Origin of the sequence: Streptomyces sp. NBC_00353 (assembly GCF_036108815.1) — a bacterium.
Taxonomy (GTDB): Bacteria; Actinomycetota; Actinomycetes; order Streptomycetales; family Streptomycetaceae; genus Streptomyces.
On record NZ_CP107985.1, the window covers coordinates 6,132,724 to 6,147,772 of the forward strand.

At 70.2% G+C, this 15,049-nt stretch carries 13 protein-coding genes; 11 read left to right on the forward strand and 2 right to left on the reverse strand.

Features of this window, described 5'->3' with window-relative positions; genetic code table 11:
• The first annotated feature begins 128 nt into the window (after positions 1 to 128).
• From OHA88_RS27785 to hutI, 3 genes are read left to right on the forward strand one after another with little or no spacing between them, the layout of a single operon-like run.
• Positions 129 to 1,343, forward strand: coding sequence for an allantoate amidohydrolase (locus OHA88_RS27785; protein ID WP_328627500.1), 1,215 nt, complete (start codon positions 129 to 131; stop codon positions 1,341 to 1,343).
• Positions 1,334 to 2,719 carry a formimidoylglutamate deiminase gene (locus OHA88_RS27790; RefSeq protein WP_328627501.1) on the forward strand — a complete coding sequence of 462 codons (1,386 nt, stop codon included), beginning with the start codon at positions 1,334 to 1,336 and terminating at the stop codon, positions 2,717 to 2,719. Before OHA88_RS27785 ends, OHA88_RS27790 begins: the two co-directional genes overlap by 10 nt.
• Before the next feature lie 32 nt (positions 2,720 to 2,751).
• The gene (gene hutI / locus OHA88_RS27795) at positions 2,752 to 3,924 is read left to right on the forward strand and encodes an imidazolonepropionase (RefSeq protein ID WP_328627502.1); all 1,173 of its coding nucleotides are present in this window, start codon (positions 2,752 to 2,754) and stop codon (positions 3,922 to 3,924) included.
• A gap of 113 nt (positions 3,925 to 4,037) precedes the next feature.
• On the opposite strand, the gene OHA88_RS27800 is transcribed toward hutI, so the two are convergent.
• Positions 4,038 to 5,006: an RNA polymerase sigma factor SigF gene (locus OHA88_RS27800; protein WP_328629812.1), complete on the reverse strand. Its 969-nt coding sequence runs from the start codon at positions 5,004 to 5,006 to the stop codon at positions 4,038 to 4,040.
• 320 nt (positions 5,007 to 5,326) lie between these two features.
• Between OHA88_RS27800 and OHA88_RS27805 the strand changes: the two genes are divergently transcribed.
• The 6 genes from OHA88_RS27805 (at position 5,327) to OHA88_RS27830 (ending at position 10,981) form a co-directional block, all read left to right on the forward strand.
• Complete coding sequence (locus OHA88_RS27805; RefSeq protein WP_328627503.1) at positions 5,327 to 5,695, forward strand: STAS domain-containing protein; 369 nt, start codon at positions 5,327 to 5,329, stop codon at positions 5,693 to 5,695.
• 231 nt (positions 5,696 to 5,926) lie between these two features.
• Complete coding sequence (locus OHA88_RS27810; RefSeq protein ID WP_326604074.1) at positions 5,927 to 6,430, forward strand: ATP-binding protein; 504 nt, start codon at positions 5,927 to 5,929, stop codon at positions 6,428 to 6,430.
• 188 nt (positions 6,431 to 6,618) lie between these two features.
• Positions 6,619 to 7,284 (forward strand): peptidase, encoded by a 666-nt coding sequence (locus tag OHA88_RS27815; protein ID WP_328627504.1) that lies wholly within the window; start codon positions 6,619 to 6,621, stop codon positions 7,282 to 7,284.
• A gap of 120 nt (positions 7,285 to 7,404) precedes the next feature.
• Positions 7,405 to 8,382 (forward strand): COG1470 family protein, encoded by a 978-nt coding sequence (locus OHA88_RS27820; protein ID WP_328627505.1) that lies wholly within the window; start codon positions 7,405 to 7,407, stop codon positions 8,380 to 8,382.
• Entirely contained in the window at positions 8,379 to 9,539 is a 1,161-nt protein-coding gene (locus tag OHA88_RS27825; RefSeq protein ID WP_443044299.1) for a hypothetical protein, read from the forward strand. The genes OHA88_RS27820 and OHA88_RS27825 overlap by 4 nt, the downstream gene beginning before the upstream one ends.
• 14 nt (positions 9,540 to 9,553) lie before the next feature.
• Positions 9,554 to 10,981 (forward strand): hypothetical protein, encoded by a 1,428-nt coding sequence (locus tag OHA88_RS27830; protein ID WP_328627506.1) that lies wholly within the window; start codon positions 9,554 to 9,556, stop codon positions 10,979 to 10,981.
• Between the two features lie 106 nt (positions 10,982 to 11,087).
• On the opposite strand, the gene OHA88_RS27835 is transcribed toward OHA88_RS27830, so the two are convergent.
• Positions 11,088 to 12,578 (reverse strand): oligopeptide:H+ symporter, encoded by a 1,491-nt coding sequence (locus OHA88_RS27835; RefSeq protein WP_328627507.1) that lies wholly within the window; start codon positions 12,576 to 12,578, stop codon positions 11,088 to 11,090.
• 488 nt (positions 12,579 to 13,066) lie between these two features.
• Here OHA88_RS27835 and OHA88_RS27840 point away from each other — a divergent pair, with 488 nt between their 5' ends.
• Positions 13,067 to 13,744, forward strand: a complete 678-nt coding sequence (locus OHA88_RS27840) for a response regulator transcription factor (RefSeq protein ID WP_030926954.1) — start codon at positions 13,067 to 13,069, stop codon at positions 13,742 to 13,744.
• Positions 13,745 to 13,759: 15 nt separating this feature from the next.
• Positions 13,760 to 15,025, forward strand: coding sequence for an ATP-binding protein (locus tag OHA88_RS27845; protein ID WP_328627508.1), 1,266 nt, complete (start codon positions 13,760 to 13,762; stop codon positions 15,023 to 15,025).
• The last annotated feature ends 24 nt before the right edge of the window (positions 15,026 to 15,049 follow it).

Here is a 15,049-nt window from a genome sequence, read left to right on the forward strand (position 1 = left end):
CCGGCTCGGTGGGGGGTTCGCTGTCGGGCGCGGGTTCACCTGCGCCCACCCTCCGCCGCGGCTCTGAAGGCGGGGGAGACGCTTCCCTCGCCCCGCGGAACGAAGGCCCGCAAGTCTCCTTCCAGAGCATGTGGAAGGAGCTCGCTCCCATCGGGCGGCATCCCGGGAGCGGCGGCTACCGCCGCTACGCCTGGACCGCCGCCGACGGTGACTGCCGTGCCTGGTTCCGGGCGCAGGCCGAAGCCCGTGGGCTCGTGCACGAGGTCGACCGGAACGGGAACCAGTGGGCCTGGCTCGGGGATCCGCTCGGTGACGACGCCGTCGTCACCGGGTCGCACCTCGACTCCGTGCCCGACGGCGGCGCCTTCGACGGGCCGCTCGGTGTGGTCTCCTCCTTCGCCGCGTTCGATGAACTCCGCCGCAGGGGAGCGGAGTTCACCCGTCCGTTCGCCATCACCAACTTCGGTGACGAGGAAGGGGCCCGGTTCGGGCTCGCGTGTGTCGGGTCCCGGCTCGCCGCCGGGCAGCTGACCGTCGAGAAGGCGCACCAGCTCCGCGACGGCGACGGCATCACACTGCCGCAGGCCATGGAGGCCGCCGGTTACGACCCCGAGGCCATCGGCCCGGACCCCGAACGGCTGGCCCGTATCGGTGCGTTCGTCGAGCTCCACGTCGAACAGGGGCGCTCCCTCGACCTCACCGGCGACCCGGTCGGTATCGCCTCCGCCATCTGGCCGCACGGCCGCTGGCGGTTCGACTTCCGGGGCGAGGCCAACCACGCGGGCACCACCCGGCTCGTGGACCGGCGCGACCCGATGCTCACCTACGCCGAGACCGTGCTGGCCGCCCGTCGCGAGGCGCAGCTCACCGGCGCCCTCGCCACTTTCGGCAAGATCGCCGTAGAGCCGAACGGGGTCAACGCCATCCCCTCCCTCGTCCGGGGCTGGCTCGACTCGCGAGCCGCCGACCAGGACACCCTCGACGCCGTCGTCACCGGCATCGAGCGGGCCGCCCGGGAACACGCCGAGCGCGCGGGCATCGATCTCGATGTCGTACGGGAGTCCTTCACGCCCGTCGTGGAGTTCCAGCACGCCCTGCGCGACGAACTCGGCAAGATCCTGACGGGCAGGGGCGCGGACGACGCGGGCCGCGCCGTACCCGTCCTCGGCACCGGCGCCGGGCACGATGCGGGTATTTTGTCCGCTTCGGTCCCTACCGCCATGCTGTTCGTACGGAACCCCACCGGGATCTCGCACTCGCCGGCCGAACACGCCGCCGAGGACGACTGCGCGGCCGGGGTGATCGCACTCGCCGATGTACTGGAAGGTCTCGCGTGCAGCTGACAACGACACCGACGGGAAAGCACGACACCGCGACGTTCTGGCTGTCCCACGCCTGGCTCGGCACCCATGTCGAGCCGGGCGTCACCCTGGACGTCGCCGACGGGCGGATCGCCGGGGTCCGTACCGGCGTCGACGCCCCGCCGCCGGGCGCCACCGTGCTGCGGGGGCTCACTCTTCCCGGTCTCGCCAACGCCCACTCGCACGCCTTCCACCGCGCCCTGCGCTCCACCGTCCAGGTCGGCTCCGGCACCTTCTGGACCTGGCGCGAGCTCATGTACCAGGTGTCGTCCCGGCTCACCCCCGAGACGTATTACGACCTCGCCCGCGCCGTGTACGCCGAGATGGCGCTGGCCGGCATCACCGCCGTCGGTGAGTTCCACTATCTGCACCACGCGCCGGGCGGAGTCCCGTACAACAACCCGAACGCGATGGGTGAGGCCCTGATCGCCGCCGCCGACGCGGCCGGTATCCGGATCACACTGCTGGACACCGCCTATCTCGCCGCCGGGTTCGGGCAGCGGGCCGGGCAGTACCAGCAGCCCAACCAGCACCAGCTGCGGTTCTCCGACACCACAGCCGAGGCCTGGGCCGAACGTGCTTCCCTCCTCAAGGACACCGACCACGCCCTGATCGGCGCGGCCGTCCACTCCGTGCGCGCCGTGCCCGCCGGGCAGCTCGCCACCGTGGCCGCATGGGCCGAGGGACGGCAGGCCCCCCTCCATGTCCACCTCTCCGAACAGGTTGCGGAGAACGAGGCCTGCCAGGCCGCCCACGGCTGTTCCCCCACCCGGCTCCTCGCCGACCACGGGGTCCTCGGGCCGCGCACCACCGGCATCCACAACACCCACCTCAGCGGCGAGGACATCACGCTGCTCGGCTCCTCGGCCACCGGCACCTGCATGTGCCCCACCACCGAACGCGACCTGGCCGACGGCATCGGCCCCGCCGTAGCGCTCCAGCGCGCGGGCTCGCCGCTCTCCCTGGGCAGCGACAGCCACGCCGTGATCGACCTCTTCGAAGAGGCACGCGCGATGGAGCTCAACGAGCGCCTGCGCACCCAGGCCCGCGGCCACTGGACCGCGGCCGCGCTGCTGCGCGCCGCCACCGCCGACGGACACGCCGCACTCGGCCGTCCCGACGCGGGCACCCTCGAACCGGGCTCCCTCGCCGACTTCACCACCGTGGCCCTGGACTCCGTCAGAACAGCGGGACCGGCGCCCCGACTGGCGGCCGAAGCAGCCGTATTCGCCGCCTCCGCCGCCGATGTGCGGCATACGGTCGTGGCAGGCCGGCACATCGTCCGCGACGGGCAGCACGCACTCGTCGAGGACGTACCCGCAGCACTCGCCTCGGCCATCGCCGTCCTGCACGGCTGACGCCGGACCCTCGCAAGGAGAGCAGCCCACCGATGACGACGACCGCCATCACCAACATCGCCAGTCTGGTCACCAACGACCCCTCCCTCGGTGACAATTCCCCCCTGGGCCTGATCCTGGACGCGGCCGTCGTCATCGAGGGCGACCGCGTCGTCTGGACCGGTGAGTCGAGCAAAGCACCCGCCACTGACAACGCCGTCGACGCGGGCGGCCGCGCGGTGATCCCGGGGTTCGTCGACTCCCACTCGCATCTCCTCTTCGCGGGCGACCGCACCCAGGAGTTCAACGCCCGGATGTCCGGCCGCCCTTACACCGCCGGCGGCATCAGGACCACCGTCGCCGCCACCCGTGCCGCCACCGACGACGAGCTCTCGGCCAACGTCGTCCGCTATCTGACAGAGGCACTCCGTCAGGGCACCACCACGTTCGAGACCAAGTCCGGCTACGGGCTCACCGTCGAGGACGAGGCCCGCGCCCTGCGTATCGCGGCCCGCCACACCGACGAGGTCACCTACCTCGGCGCCCACGTCGTGTCCCCCGACTACGCCGACGATCCTGCCGGGTACGTCGACCTGGTGACCGGACCGATGCTCGACGCCTGTGCCCCGTACGCCCGTTGGGTCGACGTCTTCTGCGAGAAGGGCGCGTTCGACGGCGACCAGGCCCGTGCGATCCTCACCGCCGGCATGGCCAAGGGCCTCCACCCCCGCGTCCACGCCAACCAGCTCAGCTACGGCCCCGGTGTCCAGCTCGCCGTCGAGCTCGACGCCGCGTCCGCCGACCACTGCACCCACCTGACCGACGCGGACGTCGACGCCCTCGCCCAGGGCAACACCGTTGCCACGCTCCTCCCCGGCGCCGAGTTCTCCACCCGCGCCGACTGGCCCGACGCCCGCCGCATCCTGGACGCGGGCGCCACCGTCGCGCTCTCCACGGACTGCAACCCGGGCTCGTCGTTCACTTCCTCCATGCCCTTCTGCGTCGCCCTCGCCGTGCGCGACATGGGCATGACTCCGGACGAGGCCCTCTGGTCCGCCACCGCGGGCGGCGCCGCGGCCCTGCGCCGCACGGACATCGGCCGCATCGCCCCCGGCGCCCGCGCCGACCTGGTCCTCCTCGACGCCCCCAGCCATGTCCACCTCGCCTACCGGCCGGGTGTCCCGCTGGTCCAGGCGGTCTGGCAGCGCGGCGAACGCACGCTCTGACCGCGTCGACGACGCGCCGACACCACGTCAGTCATGCGGAAGGACCTGCCCGTTGACGGGTCAGGTCCTTCCGCATGATGAGGTCGCGCAACGGCGCAGAACGTGCCGGGGAATCACTCCTCCAGCGTCAGGCCCTTCCTGAGCTTGACCAGCGTCCGGGAGAGCAGCCGCGAGACATGCATCTGGGAGATGCCGAGCTCCTCACCGATCTCCGACTGCGTCATATTGGCGACGAAGCGGAGCGAGAGGATCTTCCGGTCGCGGCCGGGCAGCGAGGCGATCAGCGGCTTCAGGGACTCGACGTACTCAACGCCTGCGAGTCCGTGGTCCTCGTAGCCGATCCGGTCGGCCAGCGCACCCTCGGTGTCGTCCTCCATGGGCTTGGCGTCGAGTGAGCTCGCGGTGTACGCGTTGCTCGCGGCCATGCCCTCGACGACCTCGTCGTCGCTGAGTCCGAGGCGGTCGGCGAGTTCGCCCACGGTGGGCGCCCGGTCCAGGCGCTGGGCGAGCTCGTCGCCCGCCTTGGCCAGGTCGATCCGCAACTCCTGCAGTCGTCGCGGGACGCGCACGGACCAACTGGTGTCGCGGAAGAAACGCTTGATCTCGCCGATGATGGTGGGCATCGCGAAGGTGGGGAACTCGACGCCCCGGCTGAGCTCGAACCGGTCGATCGCCTTGATCAGGCCGATGGTGCCGACCTGGACGATGTCCTCCATCGGTTCGCTGCGGGAGCGGAACCGGGAGGCGGCGAACTTGACCAGGGCCAGGTTGAGTTCGACGAGCGTGTTGCGTACGTACGCATGCTCGTGGGTGCCCTCTTCGAGGGATTCGAGCCGCGCGAAGAGCGTCTTCGAAAGCGCTCTGGCGTCCAGCGGACCCACTTCGGAGTACGGCGGGATCTCGGGAAGGTCTTCGAGACCGTCGCCGATGCTGCTGGTCGTGCTGGTGTTGCGGATACTGCTGGTGTTGCTGCTGCGCGGGCCGGGTACGGCAACCGTTGCAGGGGAGTCTGATTCGGTCAGTCCCTGAGGACATGCTGACGTTGCGTTGTGGGTACGCGTTCCGTCGAGCCGGGGCGACATGGTCTCCTCCATCGTTCTCGGCATATGGCTGCCGATGCCCTTACGTGTTCCTGCGGTGAAGCGGCGCCTCCAAAGCCGGTCGTGTTTTCGGTGTCCTCCTACCCTTACCCGGTCCGGACGGCGAGTTACAACTGCCAATTGATGCTAAATGTCCGGTTTGTTGGGTTCCTCGGCTACCGCGTGGCGCACGGAACGCGTACTGTTTTACGAAAGCCAGCGACAGCTGCACACGCAACCGCATGCACAGTGACAGTCGGTGACGCGTGAGCGGTGACGCAGGCAGTGACGTTGGCAATGACGAACGGCGAAGAGGGACGGGCATGGACGGCCAGACGGTCGGCAGTGCGAACCGGGGTCGACTTCAGGTCGAGGTCCGGACCGAGGGGCGCAGCGAGGTCGTGACGCCGGTGGGTGAGCTGGATCACCACACCGCCGACCTGCTCCGCGAACCCTTGGAGAGCGCGGTCGAGCAAGGGCGTGTGCGCCTGGTGGTCGACTGTTCGCGACTCGAATTCTGTGATTCCACCGGGCTCAACGTGCTGCTCGGTGCGCGCCTCAAGGCGGAGGCGGCCGGGGGAGGGGTCCATTTGGCCGGAATGCTGCCGGTGGTGGCGAGGGTCTTCGAGATCACTGGGGCCGAGGCGGTCTTCACCGTCCACGACTCCCTCGAAGAGGCTCTGGACACCTGATCGTGACGCGGTTCATGGCGTCGGGCGCCGGGAGTGTTGCCCGGGTCACGCGATCCGCGTGGGCGAAGTGGGTGTTGTCACGATTCGGCCGGGCAGGAGAGACCCCGCGAGCCCGGGGCGTCCTGCACACTCTGTAGCTGGTCGGTACCTGTACAGAACCTGTGCCGGTTTCCGAATCTGTATCTGTATCTGTTCGATGGCGACATGGTGAATCGGTGAGGTGAAGCGCTGATGAGCACCACCCGGCAGCATCAGCCGGGCGACCTCGGCCGCGAGCCGGAGGGCGCGGGCGACGGCGCCGGCACACCCTCCGCCGAGCCGGTCGAGCGACAGTGGCGCACGCTGCCGTTGCGGCAGGCCAGCGGCATCGTGCCGGCAGCCCGCGATTTCGCCCGCCAGGCCCTGCGTGACTGGGGCTGGCTCCCCGCGTCGAGCGCCGACCGCCGCGCGGCTGCCGAAGACGTCCTGCTGGTCGTCTCGGAGCTGGTCACCAACGCCTGTCTGCACGCGGAGGGGCCCGAGGAACTGCGCATCGGCTGCACCTCGAAGGTGCTGCGGGTGGAGGTTCTCGACGGCGGAGCGGGACAGCCCGCACCCCGCACCCCGCACCGTGCCGGCCGGCCCGGCGGGCACGGCATGTTCATCGTCCAGCGGCTCTGTCTGGACTGGGGGGTCCTGCGGGTGCCGGGTGAACCCGGCAAGACCGTCTGGGCGGAGCTGGCCGCCCCTGCGTAGTCACGGGCCCGCCCCCGACTCCGTACCCCTGACTTTGCATCCCCGAAGAGCGCGCCGGATCGGCGCGCTCTTTGTCTTCCCTCCATAAGGCCTCAGGCGTACCTTGAGCGCCCAATCTGATGTGTCGTCAGTAACTTGCGTCGATGTGATGCGGCGTGCGGCGACCACCGGCATGAGGGGAACTCGAGGTGTCGTACCCGAAGCGAACAGCTCTCGCCCTGGCGTCCGCGCTGGCCGGCTCGGTGGTGCTGCTGGCCGCGCCCGCCGCACACGCCACGGTCGTGGACGTCGACTACCAGTGCAAGACCCCGATCGGGGACAAGAGTGCCGTATCGCCCATCGACATCAAGGGCGTGAAGAGCGGCACCGGCTACACGCTCACGATGTCCTTCCAGAAGGGCGTCTCGTCCAGCCCCGTCGAACTGGGCAAGGGCGCCATGAAGCCCAGCGCGGTGATCCGGCTGGGCGGCGCCGAATCGGGCCAGGTGCAGGTCTCGGGACCGGCGAACGCCGCGGCGATCCCGGCCAACACCCCCATCAAGATCAGTGACTTGACGGGTACGTACACCCCGAAGAAGAGCGGCAAGGTCGGCTTCACCGCCGGGGTGCTCACCATCAAGGCTCTCGGTACGACCACGACCTGCACCCCGGGCAACAGCCCCAAGCCGTCGCTGGAGCTCGATGTGACGGCGGCGGGCGGCGCGCAGAACACGTCGGACAACGGCGGTCAGCTGCCGAAGACCGGTCCGCTGGACTCCGCGACGGCGCTCGGGACGCTCGGCGGCACGGTGCTGCTGACCGGTGCGGCCGGAGTGCTGTGGCTGACCCGGCGCGGGCAGCGGGCCATCGGCTGAGCCACGAACCGCGCCACCGCAACACCCCATGGCCGCTACAGCCACAGTCCCCGTCCGCGCACCGTACGCACACGCCAGCTCGGTACGCACCAGCTCTGTACGCACCAGGGAGCCCCGCCCATGCCGCCGTTGACCGGTCACGCCGCCCGAGCCGTTCTCGCCGTCCTGCTGTGCGCCTTCGCCATGACCCCGGCGGCGGCCGCCGACCGGGCGGACAGTGCCATGGACTGGACGGCTCGGCCCGCCACGAGCGGCCTCGGGACCCGGACCGGCGACGACGGCGGCAGACCGTACTTCTACCTGGAGGGCGTGCCCGGCACCGTGCTGCAGGACCGGCTCGCCGTCACCAACCCGGGCCGCACCCCGGTCACCGTGCGGCTGCGCGGAGCCGACGCGTACAACGCCGAGGACGGTGAATTCGCGGTACGCGGCTCGAAGGGCTCCACCGGGACCGGCGCCTGGCTGCGGTTCGCCGCGGACCGGGTGACCGTGCCCGCCCGTACCCGTGCCGAAGTGCCGTTCTCCGTCACCGTGCCGACGAGTGCGCCGCCGGGCGACCACCCGGGCGCGATCGTCGCCGAGAGCGGCGGCCGTTCGGTCGGGGTACGCGTCCATCTGCGGGTCGGCGGACCGACCCTGGCCGCGCTGACCGTCGAGGACGTCACCGTGTCCGGCCGGACCATTCACTACACCCTCGTCAACCGTGGCAATGCGGCCCTTGCCCCGCGCCTTGCCGTCGGTGCGGACGGGGTGTTCGGCACGCTGCTGCGGCGTGAGGCCCGGACCCTGCCGGTGGAACTGCTGCCCGGACAGCGGGTGAAGCTCACCGAACCGTGGCGGGACGCCCCCGCCCTCGACTCCGTCACCGTCCGGCTGCGGGTCACTGCCGCGGGCGGCGCGCACAGCGAGGCGACGGGCTCGGTGGTCCTCGTCCCCTGGGCGCCGGTGACCGTCGGCGTACTGCTGTTCCTGGCCGCGGCGGGCGCGGGCGCGTACCGGCTGCGGCGCGGACAGCGGCGGCCGCCGGACGGCGCCGGCCCGGTATCTCGACCCACGTCGGACGAAAGGCACTTGGTGAAGGCGGGAGCGGACAGGTGAGACGACAGACCGGACACAGGGGTCGACGGACCGGACCGGCATCCCCCCGGCGCGGCAGCCACCGATGGGCCACCGCGCTGCTCGTGGCCGTGGTGCCCGCCCTGCTCCTCCTGCCCGCACCAGGTGCCCGCGCGGCGGACGGACAGCCCGCGGTCACCCTCTCGAGACAGCAGGCCGGCAAGGGCGGTGAGATCACCGTCAAAGGCAGCGGCTGGCGGCCCGACACCTTGCTGATGATGCTGATCTGCGGGCAGTCCGCGCCCGGCAGGGGCGTCATCGGTGGCACCAACTCCTGCTCCAACGCCGACGGACGCGCCGTCACCACCGATGCCAAGGGCGCCTTCAGCAAGAAGATGCCCGTCGCCGAGCCGCCCGAGCCGTGCCCGTGCGTGGTGCATGTCGCGACGGTCACCGGGGAACAGGCCACCGCCGATGCCGTGTTCGTCGTCGCGGGCCACCCCGTCGCCCCATTGCCGAAGCAGACCGACGGCGGGAAGCTCGCCGTGCTCGCCACGACCCGGCTGGAGGGCGACAGCGGGATCCTCACCTGGTTCGGTGCCCCGCCCGCACGGAGGTTCGTCCTCACCGTCGGCAACCTCGGCACGGCACCCGTCAAGGACCCGGTCTTCCAGGTCGGTACGGCGCACGGCGTCTTCGCCCCGCAGTGGGAGGAACAGCAGTGGCGCGGCACCATCGCGCCCGGCCGCAAGGCGCAGATCAAACTCCCGGTCGAACTGACGGCGGGCGCGCACGGCGACTACCAGATCTCCCTGCGGTACGGGACGAAGGTGCTGGCCGAACAGCCGTGGGGGGTGGACCGACCGTGGGGTGTCACCCTCTTCTGGATCCTGCTCTGCGTCGTCGTACCGGCCGCCGTGTTCCGGATCGGCATGGCGATCGTCGACAAGGTCCGGCCCCGTACCCCGCATGCCTCGGTCCGAGCCGGACGTCACCGCCACCCACAGCTCACCGACGTGACCGCGAAGCTCCCGAAGCTGCGCCGGGCACCGGGCACCACCCCTGTGAACCCCGCGACAGAGGACCGGGCAGGGCGCACCGGGTCCGCTGCGGGCGCGGCCACCACGACCGCGCTGCCGTGGTTCACACCGGAATCCGCACCGTCAGAGAACAGACCCACGACGAAGGGACATTCGTGAGCACCCAACGGAGGATGAGCGCGGCCGGAGTCGCGCTGATGCTCGGCGGCGCGGGGATCCTGCTGGCCGCGAGCCCGGCCCAGGCCGCCGACGTCTCGTACAAGACGGAGTGCATTCCGCCGTCGATCTCCGGGCTGCCGCCCGTGCAGGGCACCACCAAGGTGCAGCTGACCGCGCCCGCCGAGGCGAAGGTCGGGGACACCGTCGAGGTGGTGTGGAAGACGGTCGCGGCCGCTTCCAGCAACCCCGACGTCCTCGACCTGGGGAAGGACACGGTCAAGCCGACCGGCACGATCAAGGTGGGCGGCGCGGCCGTCGGCGACCTGCCGATGGAGGGGCCCCGGCAGAACCCGCCGATCCCCAAGAACAGCCCCATGGTGCTGCCCGACATGAAGGGCACGCTGAAGCTGGAGAAGGCCGGTGAGATCACGCTGACGCCGGACGCGTACAACATCAACGTCTCCAAGCCGATCTCCACCGACACCAAGTGCTCCCCGAAGGAGACCGTGCAGCCGGGCGCGACGATCAAGGTCACAGCGGGCGGCGGTACGACAGCCGGCGGCACGACCACCGGCACGACGGCGGGTGGCACGACCACCGGTACGACGGCGGGTGGCACGATCTCCGGCACGACTACTGGCACGACCACTGGCACCACCACCGGTTCCACCACCGGTTCCACCACGGCGGGCGGCACGACGGCCGACGGCGGGACCACGGCGGGCACGACGGCCGGCGGTACGGACACCGGAGGCACGGACTCCGGCGGCACCACCGCCGGGTCGAGCGGTGGCGGCGGCGGCCGGACCGACTTCGAGGGCAAGGAGGTGTCCGTCGCGTACGCCTGCAAGACGCCGATCGGTGACAAGAACGCCACCTCCCCGGTGAAGATCAACGCGAAGAAGAACGGCGGCAGCTTCGACCTCACGGTGAAGTTCAGCAAGTCGGTCATGGACAGTCCCGCCGACATCCCGGCCGATTCGGTGAAGCCCTCCATGGAGGTCAAGCTCGGCGGGGCCGACAAGGGCACGGTCCATGTCGAGGGCCCCACCAACAAGGAGCCCATCAAGTCCGGCGATCCGATCGAGATCCCCGATCTCACGGGTACGTACAAGCCGGGCGCAAGCGGCAAGTCCACCCTCAGTCCGGGCGTACTGACCGTGATGGCGCTCGGCACGACGACGACCTGCACCCCGCCCGCCGACGTCGCGGTCTCCCTGGAGCTGGACACCTCGTCCCAGCCCGGCGGGGCTGCCGGCGGCTCGGACACGGGCGGCGCCACGAGCGGTGGCGGTACGGACTCCGGCGGCGGACTGGCCGCCACCGGCGCCGAGGACAACGGCACCCTGCGCGCGCTCGGCCTGGTCGCCGGTACGGCGATCCTGCTGGGCGGCGCCGTGTTCACGTTCACCCCCTGGCGCCGGCTGCGCGGCACCCGGTGAGCTGAGCTCCGTACCGGGGCAATGCGAAGGGCCGTCGCACCGGTCAACCGGTGCGACGGCCCTTCGTACGAGCGGTCAGCGCATCAACGCATCAGCGATCGGTGCGTCAGTGCACGTCGCCCATGAGCTTCTTGACCTTGCCGCGGTACATGAAGATCGCGGCACCCGCAGCCACCGCGAGGGCGGCCTGCAGAGCGACAATGCTGGTGCCGTTGAGGTCGACACCCGCGATGGAGAGCAGACCCGTGGTGCAGTCACCGGCGGTGACGGCCAGGAACCAGACACCCATCATCTGGCTGGCGTACTTGGCCGGAGCCATCTTCGTGGTGACGGACAGACCCACCGGGGACAGCGTCAGCTCGGCGACCGTCTGGACGAAGTAGATCGCGACCAGCCACATCGCGGCGGCCTTGTGTCCGTCCGTGGCGATCAGCAGCGGTGCCAGGAAGAGGAAGAACGACGCACCGACCAGCACCAGACCGGAGCTGAACTTCACGATGGTGCTCGGCTCCTTGCCACGGCGGTTCAGCGCCAGCCAGAAGGCGGCGAAGACCGGGGCCAGCGCCATGATCAGGACCGGGTTGACCGACTGGTACCAGGAGACCGGGAACTCCCAGCCGAAGACGGTGTTGTCGGCCGAGGAGTCGGCGAAGATCGCGAGCGTCGAACCACCCTGGTCGTAGATCATCCAGAAGATGGCGGCGGCGACGAAGAACCAGATGTAGCCGGACATCTTCGACTGCTCGGCGGCGCTGAGCTCCTTGTCGCGCTTGATGCGCGCCAGGACCACGATCGGAATGATCAGACCCGCGACGGTGATCGGGACGAGGATCCAGTTGAGCGTGTAGACGCCGGTGACGACCGTGATGATGTAGAAGACCGCGGCGACGGCCATCCAGATCATGCCCTTGCGCAGCGTGCTCGTGCGCTCGGCGGCGGACAGCGGCTTCGGGACGACGAGGCTGCGCTCGTTCAGGTGGCGGGTGCCCAGCAGGAACTGGACGAGACCCAGCGCCATGCCGGCCGCGGCGAGCGCGAAGCCCAGGTGCCAGTTCACGCTCTCACCGACGGTGCCGATGACCAGCGGCGCGGCGAAGGCACCGACGTTGATGCCCATGTAGAAGATCGTGAAGCCACCGTCACGGCGCGGGTCGTCCGGGCCGTCGTAGAGCTGGCCGACCATCGTCGAGATGTTGGACTTCAGCAGACCGGAGCCTATGGCCACCAGGCCGAGACCCACGAAGAACGTGCCCTGCGTCGGCAGCGCCAGCGCCAGGTGGCCGATCATGATGACCACGCCGGCGACGGCGACGGTCTTGCGGGGACCCCAGACGCGGTCACCGAACCAGCCACCGGGCATCGCGAGCAGGTACACCAGCGACACGTAGACCGAGTAGATCGCCGTGGCCGTGGCCGGGTTCATGTGAAGCCCGTTGGGGGCGATCAGGTAGAGGGGGAGCAGGGCCCTCATGCCGTAGTAGCTGAAGCGCTCCCACATCTCGGTCATGAAGAGAGTGGCCAGGCCGCGGGGGTGGCCGAAGAAGGTCTTCTCGGAGCCAGACGTGCTGGCTGAGTCCTTCGTCAGGCTGGACGCCATGGTCGATCCTTGCTTGCTCGGGACGCGACGCCTTGTGAGCGTTGAGCGCCCGGTGGGGGGAGGCCGGCACCGACGAGGCTGCGCCCACCCCTCACGCCTGAGAGGGGATTCGCTCCGGACCCCGTACCTGGGTACGGGGTCGATGTCGGAGTCGGGGACGGACCGCATCGGGATCCACGCCCGGAGTACTTCTGCGCTCCGGGCCCGGCCACAGGTCATTCACTGAACCAAAGGCTGGCGAATACCAGCCCGCATACAAAAGAGACCTTCGGCGCTTAAAGCTGCCCAAAGGTCCTTGAGTAGTGCAACAGGCGTCGAGCCACCATACGACACGACACTGCCGGATATGGAAGGACTTGAGAGATGGATCACAGGGATGAATGCAACCAGGCTCGCATATTCGAAGGTGTGCCTCGGTTCAGGCCGCGAACCCGCAGGCCTTGTCGATCACCTCACGACAGCCGCCCCATGCGGACTACCATCACCCCATGACCCGTGTACTGCTCGCCGAGGACGACGCATCCATCTCGGAGCCGCTGGCTCGCGCCCTGCGTCGGGAGGGTTACGAGGTCGAAGTCCGCGAAGACGGTCCGACCGCTCTCGACGCCGGCCTCCAGGGCGGCATCGACCTGGTCGTGCTCGACCTGGGCCTGCCCGGGATGGACGGCCTCGAAGTAGCCCGAAGGCTCCGCGCCGACGGCCACACCGTGCCGATTTTGGTGCTCACCGCCCGTGCCGACGAGGTGGACACCGTCGTCGGCCTGGACGCCGGAGCCGACGACTACGTCACCAAGCCGTTCCGCCTGGCCGAGCTCCTCGCCCGGGTCCGGGCGCTGCTCCGGCGCGGCGCCACGGAGCCCTCGCCGCAGCCCGCCACGCACGGCGTGCGGATCGACGTCGAGTCGCACCGGGCCTGGATGGGCGACGAGGAACTCCAGCTCACCGCGAAGGAGTTCGACCTGCTGCGGGTCCTGGTCCGGGACGCGGGCCGGGTCGTCACCCGCGACCAGTTGATGCGCGAGGTCTGGGACACCACCTGGTGGTCGTCGACGAAGACCCTCGACATGCACATCTCCTGGCTCCGCAAGAAGCTCGGCGACGATGCCGCCAACCCCCGTTACATCGCGACCGTCCGGGGCGTCGGCTTCCGCTTCGAGAAGAGCTGACGTACAGAAACAGTCATGCGCCGCCGACTGATCAACTCCACCCTCGCCGTTGTGCTCGTGGTGATCGCCGTCTTCGGCGTCTCCCTCGTCATCGTCGAGACCCGCACCATCAGCAACAGCGCCCAGGAGAGCGTCGACTCCGAGGCGCTGCGGCTGATCAGCGTCGTCGAGAGCCGACTTCTCGGGGCCGAGCGGATCAACCCCTCGGTGCTGGCCGAACAGGTCGACGAGAACCGGTACGCGCTCGTCAGGATCCCCGGCCGTGCCCCCCTCGAGGTGGGCACGCGCCCCACCGGCAGAGTGATCAGCAGTACGGCGTCGGGGGAGCAGGGCGAGAAGGTCACCGTCGAGGAGTCCAGCTCGGCCGTCACCCGCGAGGTCGGACGCACCTTGATGATCATCGGCGCGGTGGCGCTCCTCGCGATCGTCTCCGCGGTGCTCCTCGCGGTACGCCAGGCCAACAAACTGGCCTCGCCGCTCACCGACCTCGCCGAGACGGCGGAACGCCTGGGCTCCGGCGACCCGCGACCGCGCCACAAGCGGTACGGGGTGCCGGAACTGGACCGGGTCGCCGACGTCCTCGACTCCTCCGCCGAGCGGATCGCGCGGATGCTGACCGCGGAACGCCGGCTCGCCGCCGACGCCTCCCACCAGCTCCGCACCCCGCTGACCGCGCTCTCCATGCGGATCGAGGAGATCTCCGTCACCGACGACCCGGACACGGTGAAGGAAGAGGCGAACATCGCCCTCACCCAGGTCGAGCGCCTCACCAACGTGGTGGAACGGCTGCTGACCAACGCCCGCGACCCGCGTACCGGCTCCGCGGTCGTCTTCGACCTCGACGAGGTCGTCAAGCAGCAGATCGAGGAGTGGCGCCCGGCCTACCGCGGCGAGGGGCGCGCCATCGTCCGCTCCGGCAAGCAGGGCCTGCGGGCCGTCGGCACCCCGGGTGCGGTCGCCCAGGTGCTGGCCGCACTGATCGAGAACTCACTGATGCACGGTGGCGGCACGGTGGCGCTGCGCACCCGGGTCACCGGCAACCAGGCGGTCATCGAGGTGACGGACGAGGGCCCCGGGGTCCCGCCCGACCTGGGCGCCCGGATCTTCGAGCGGACGATCAGCGGCCGCAACTCCACGGGGATCGGCCTGGCGGTGGCCCGAGACCTGGCCGAGGCGGACGGCGGCCGCCTGGAACTGCTCCAGCAGCAGCCGGCGGTCTTCGCCCTGTTCCTGAGCCGGGTGCCCCTCCCCCGCCAGGAACCGGAGCGTCCGGTGCGCTGATTCGAGCGAGGTCCGGCCTGCACA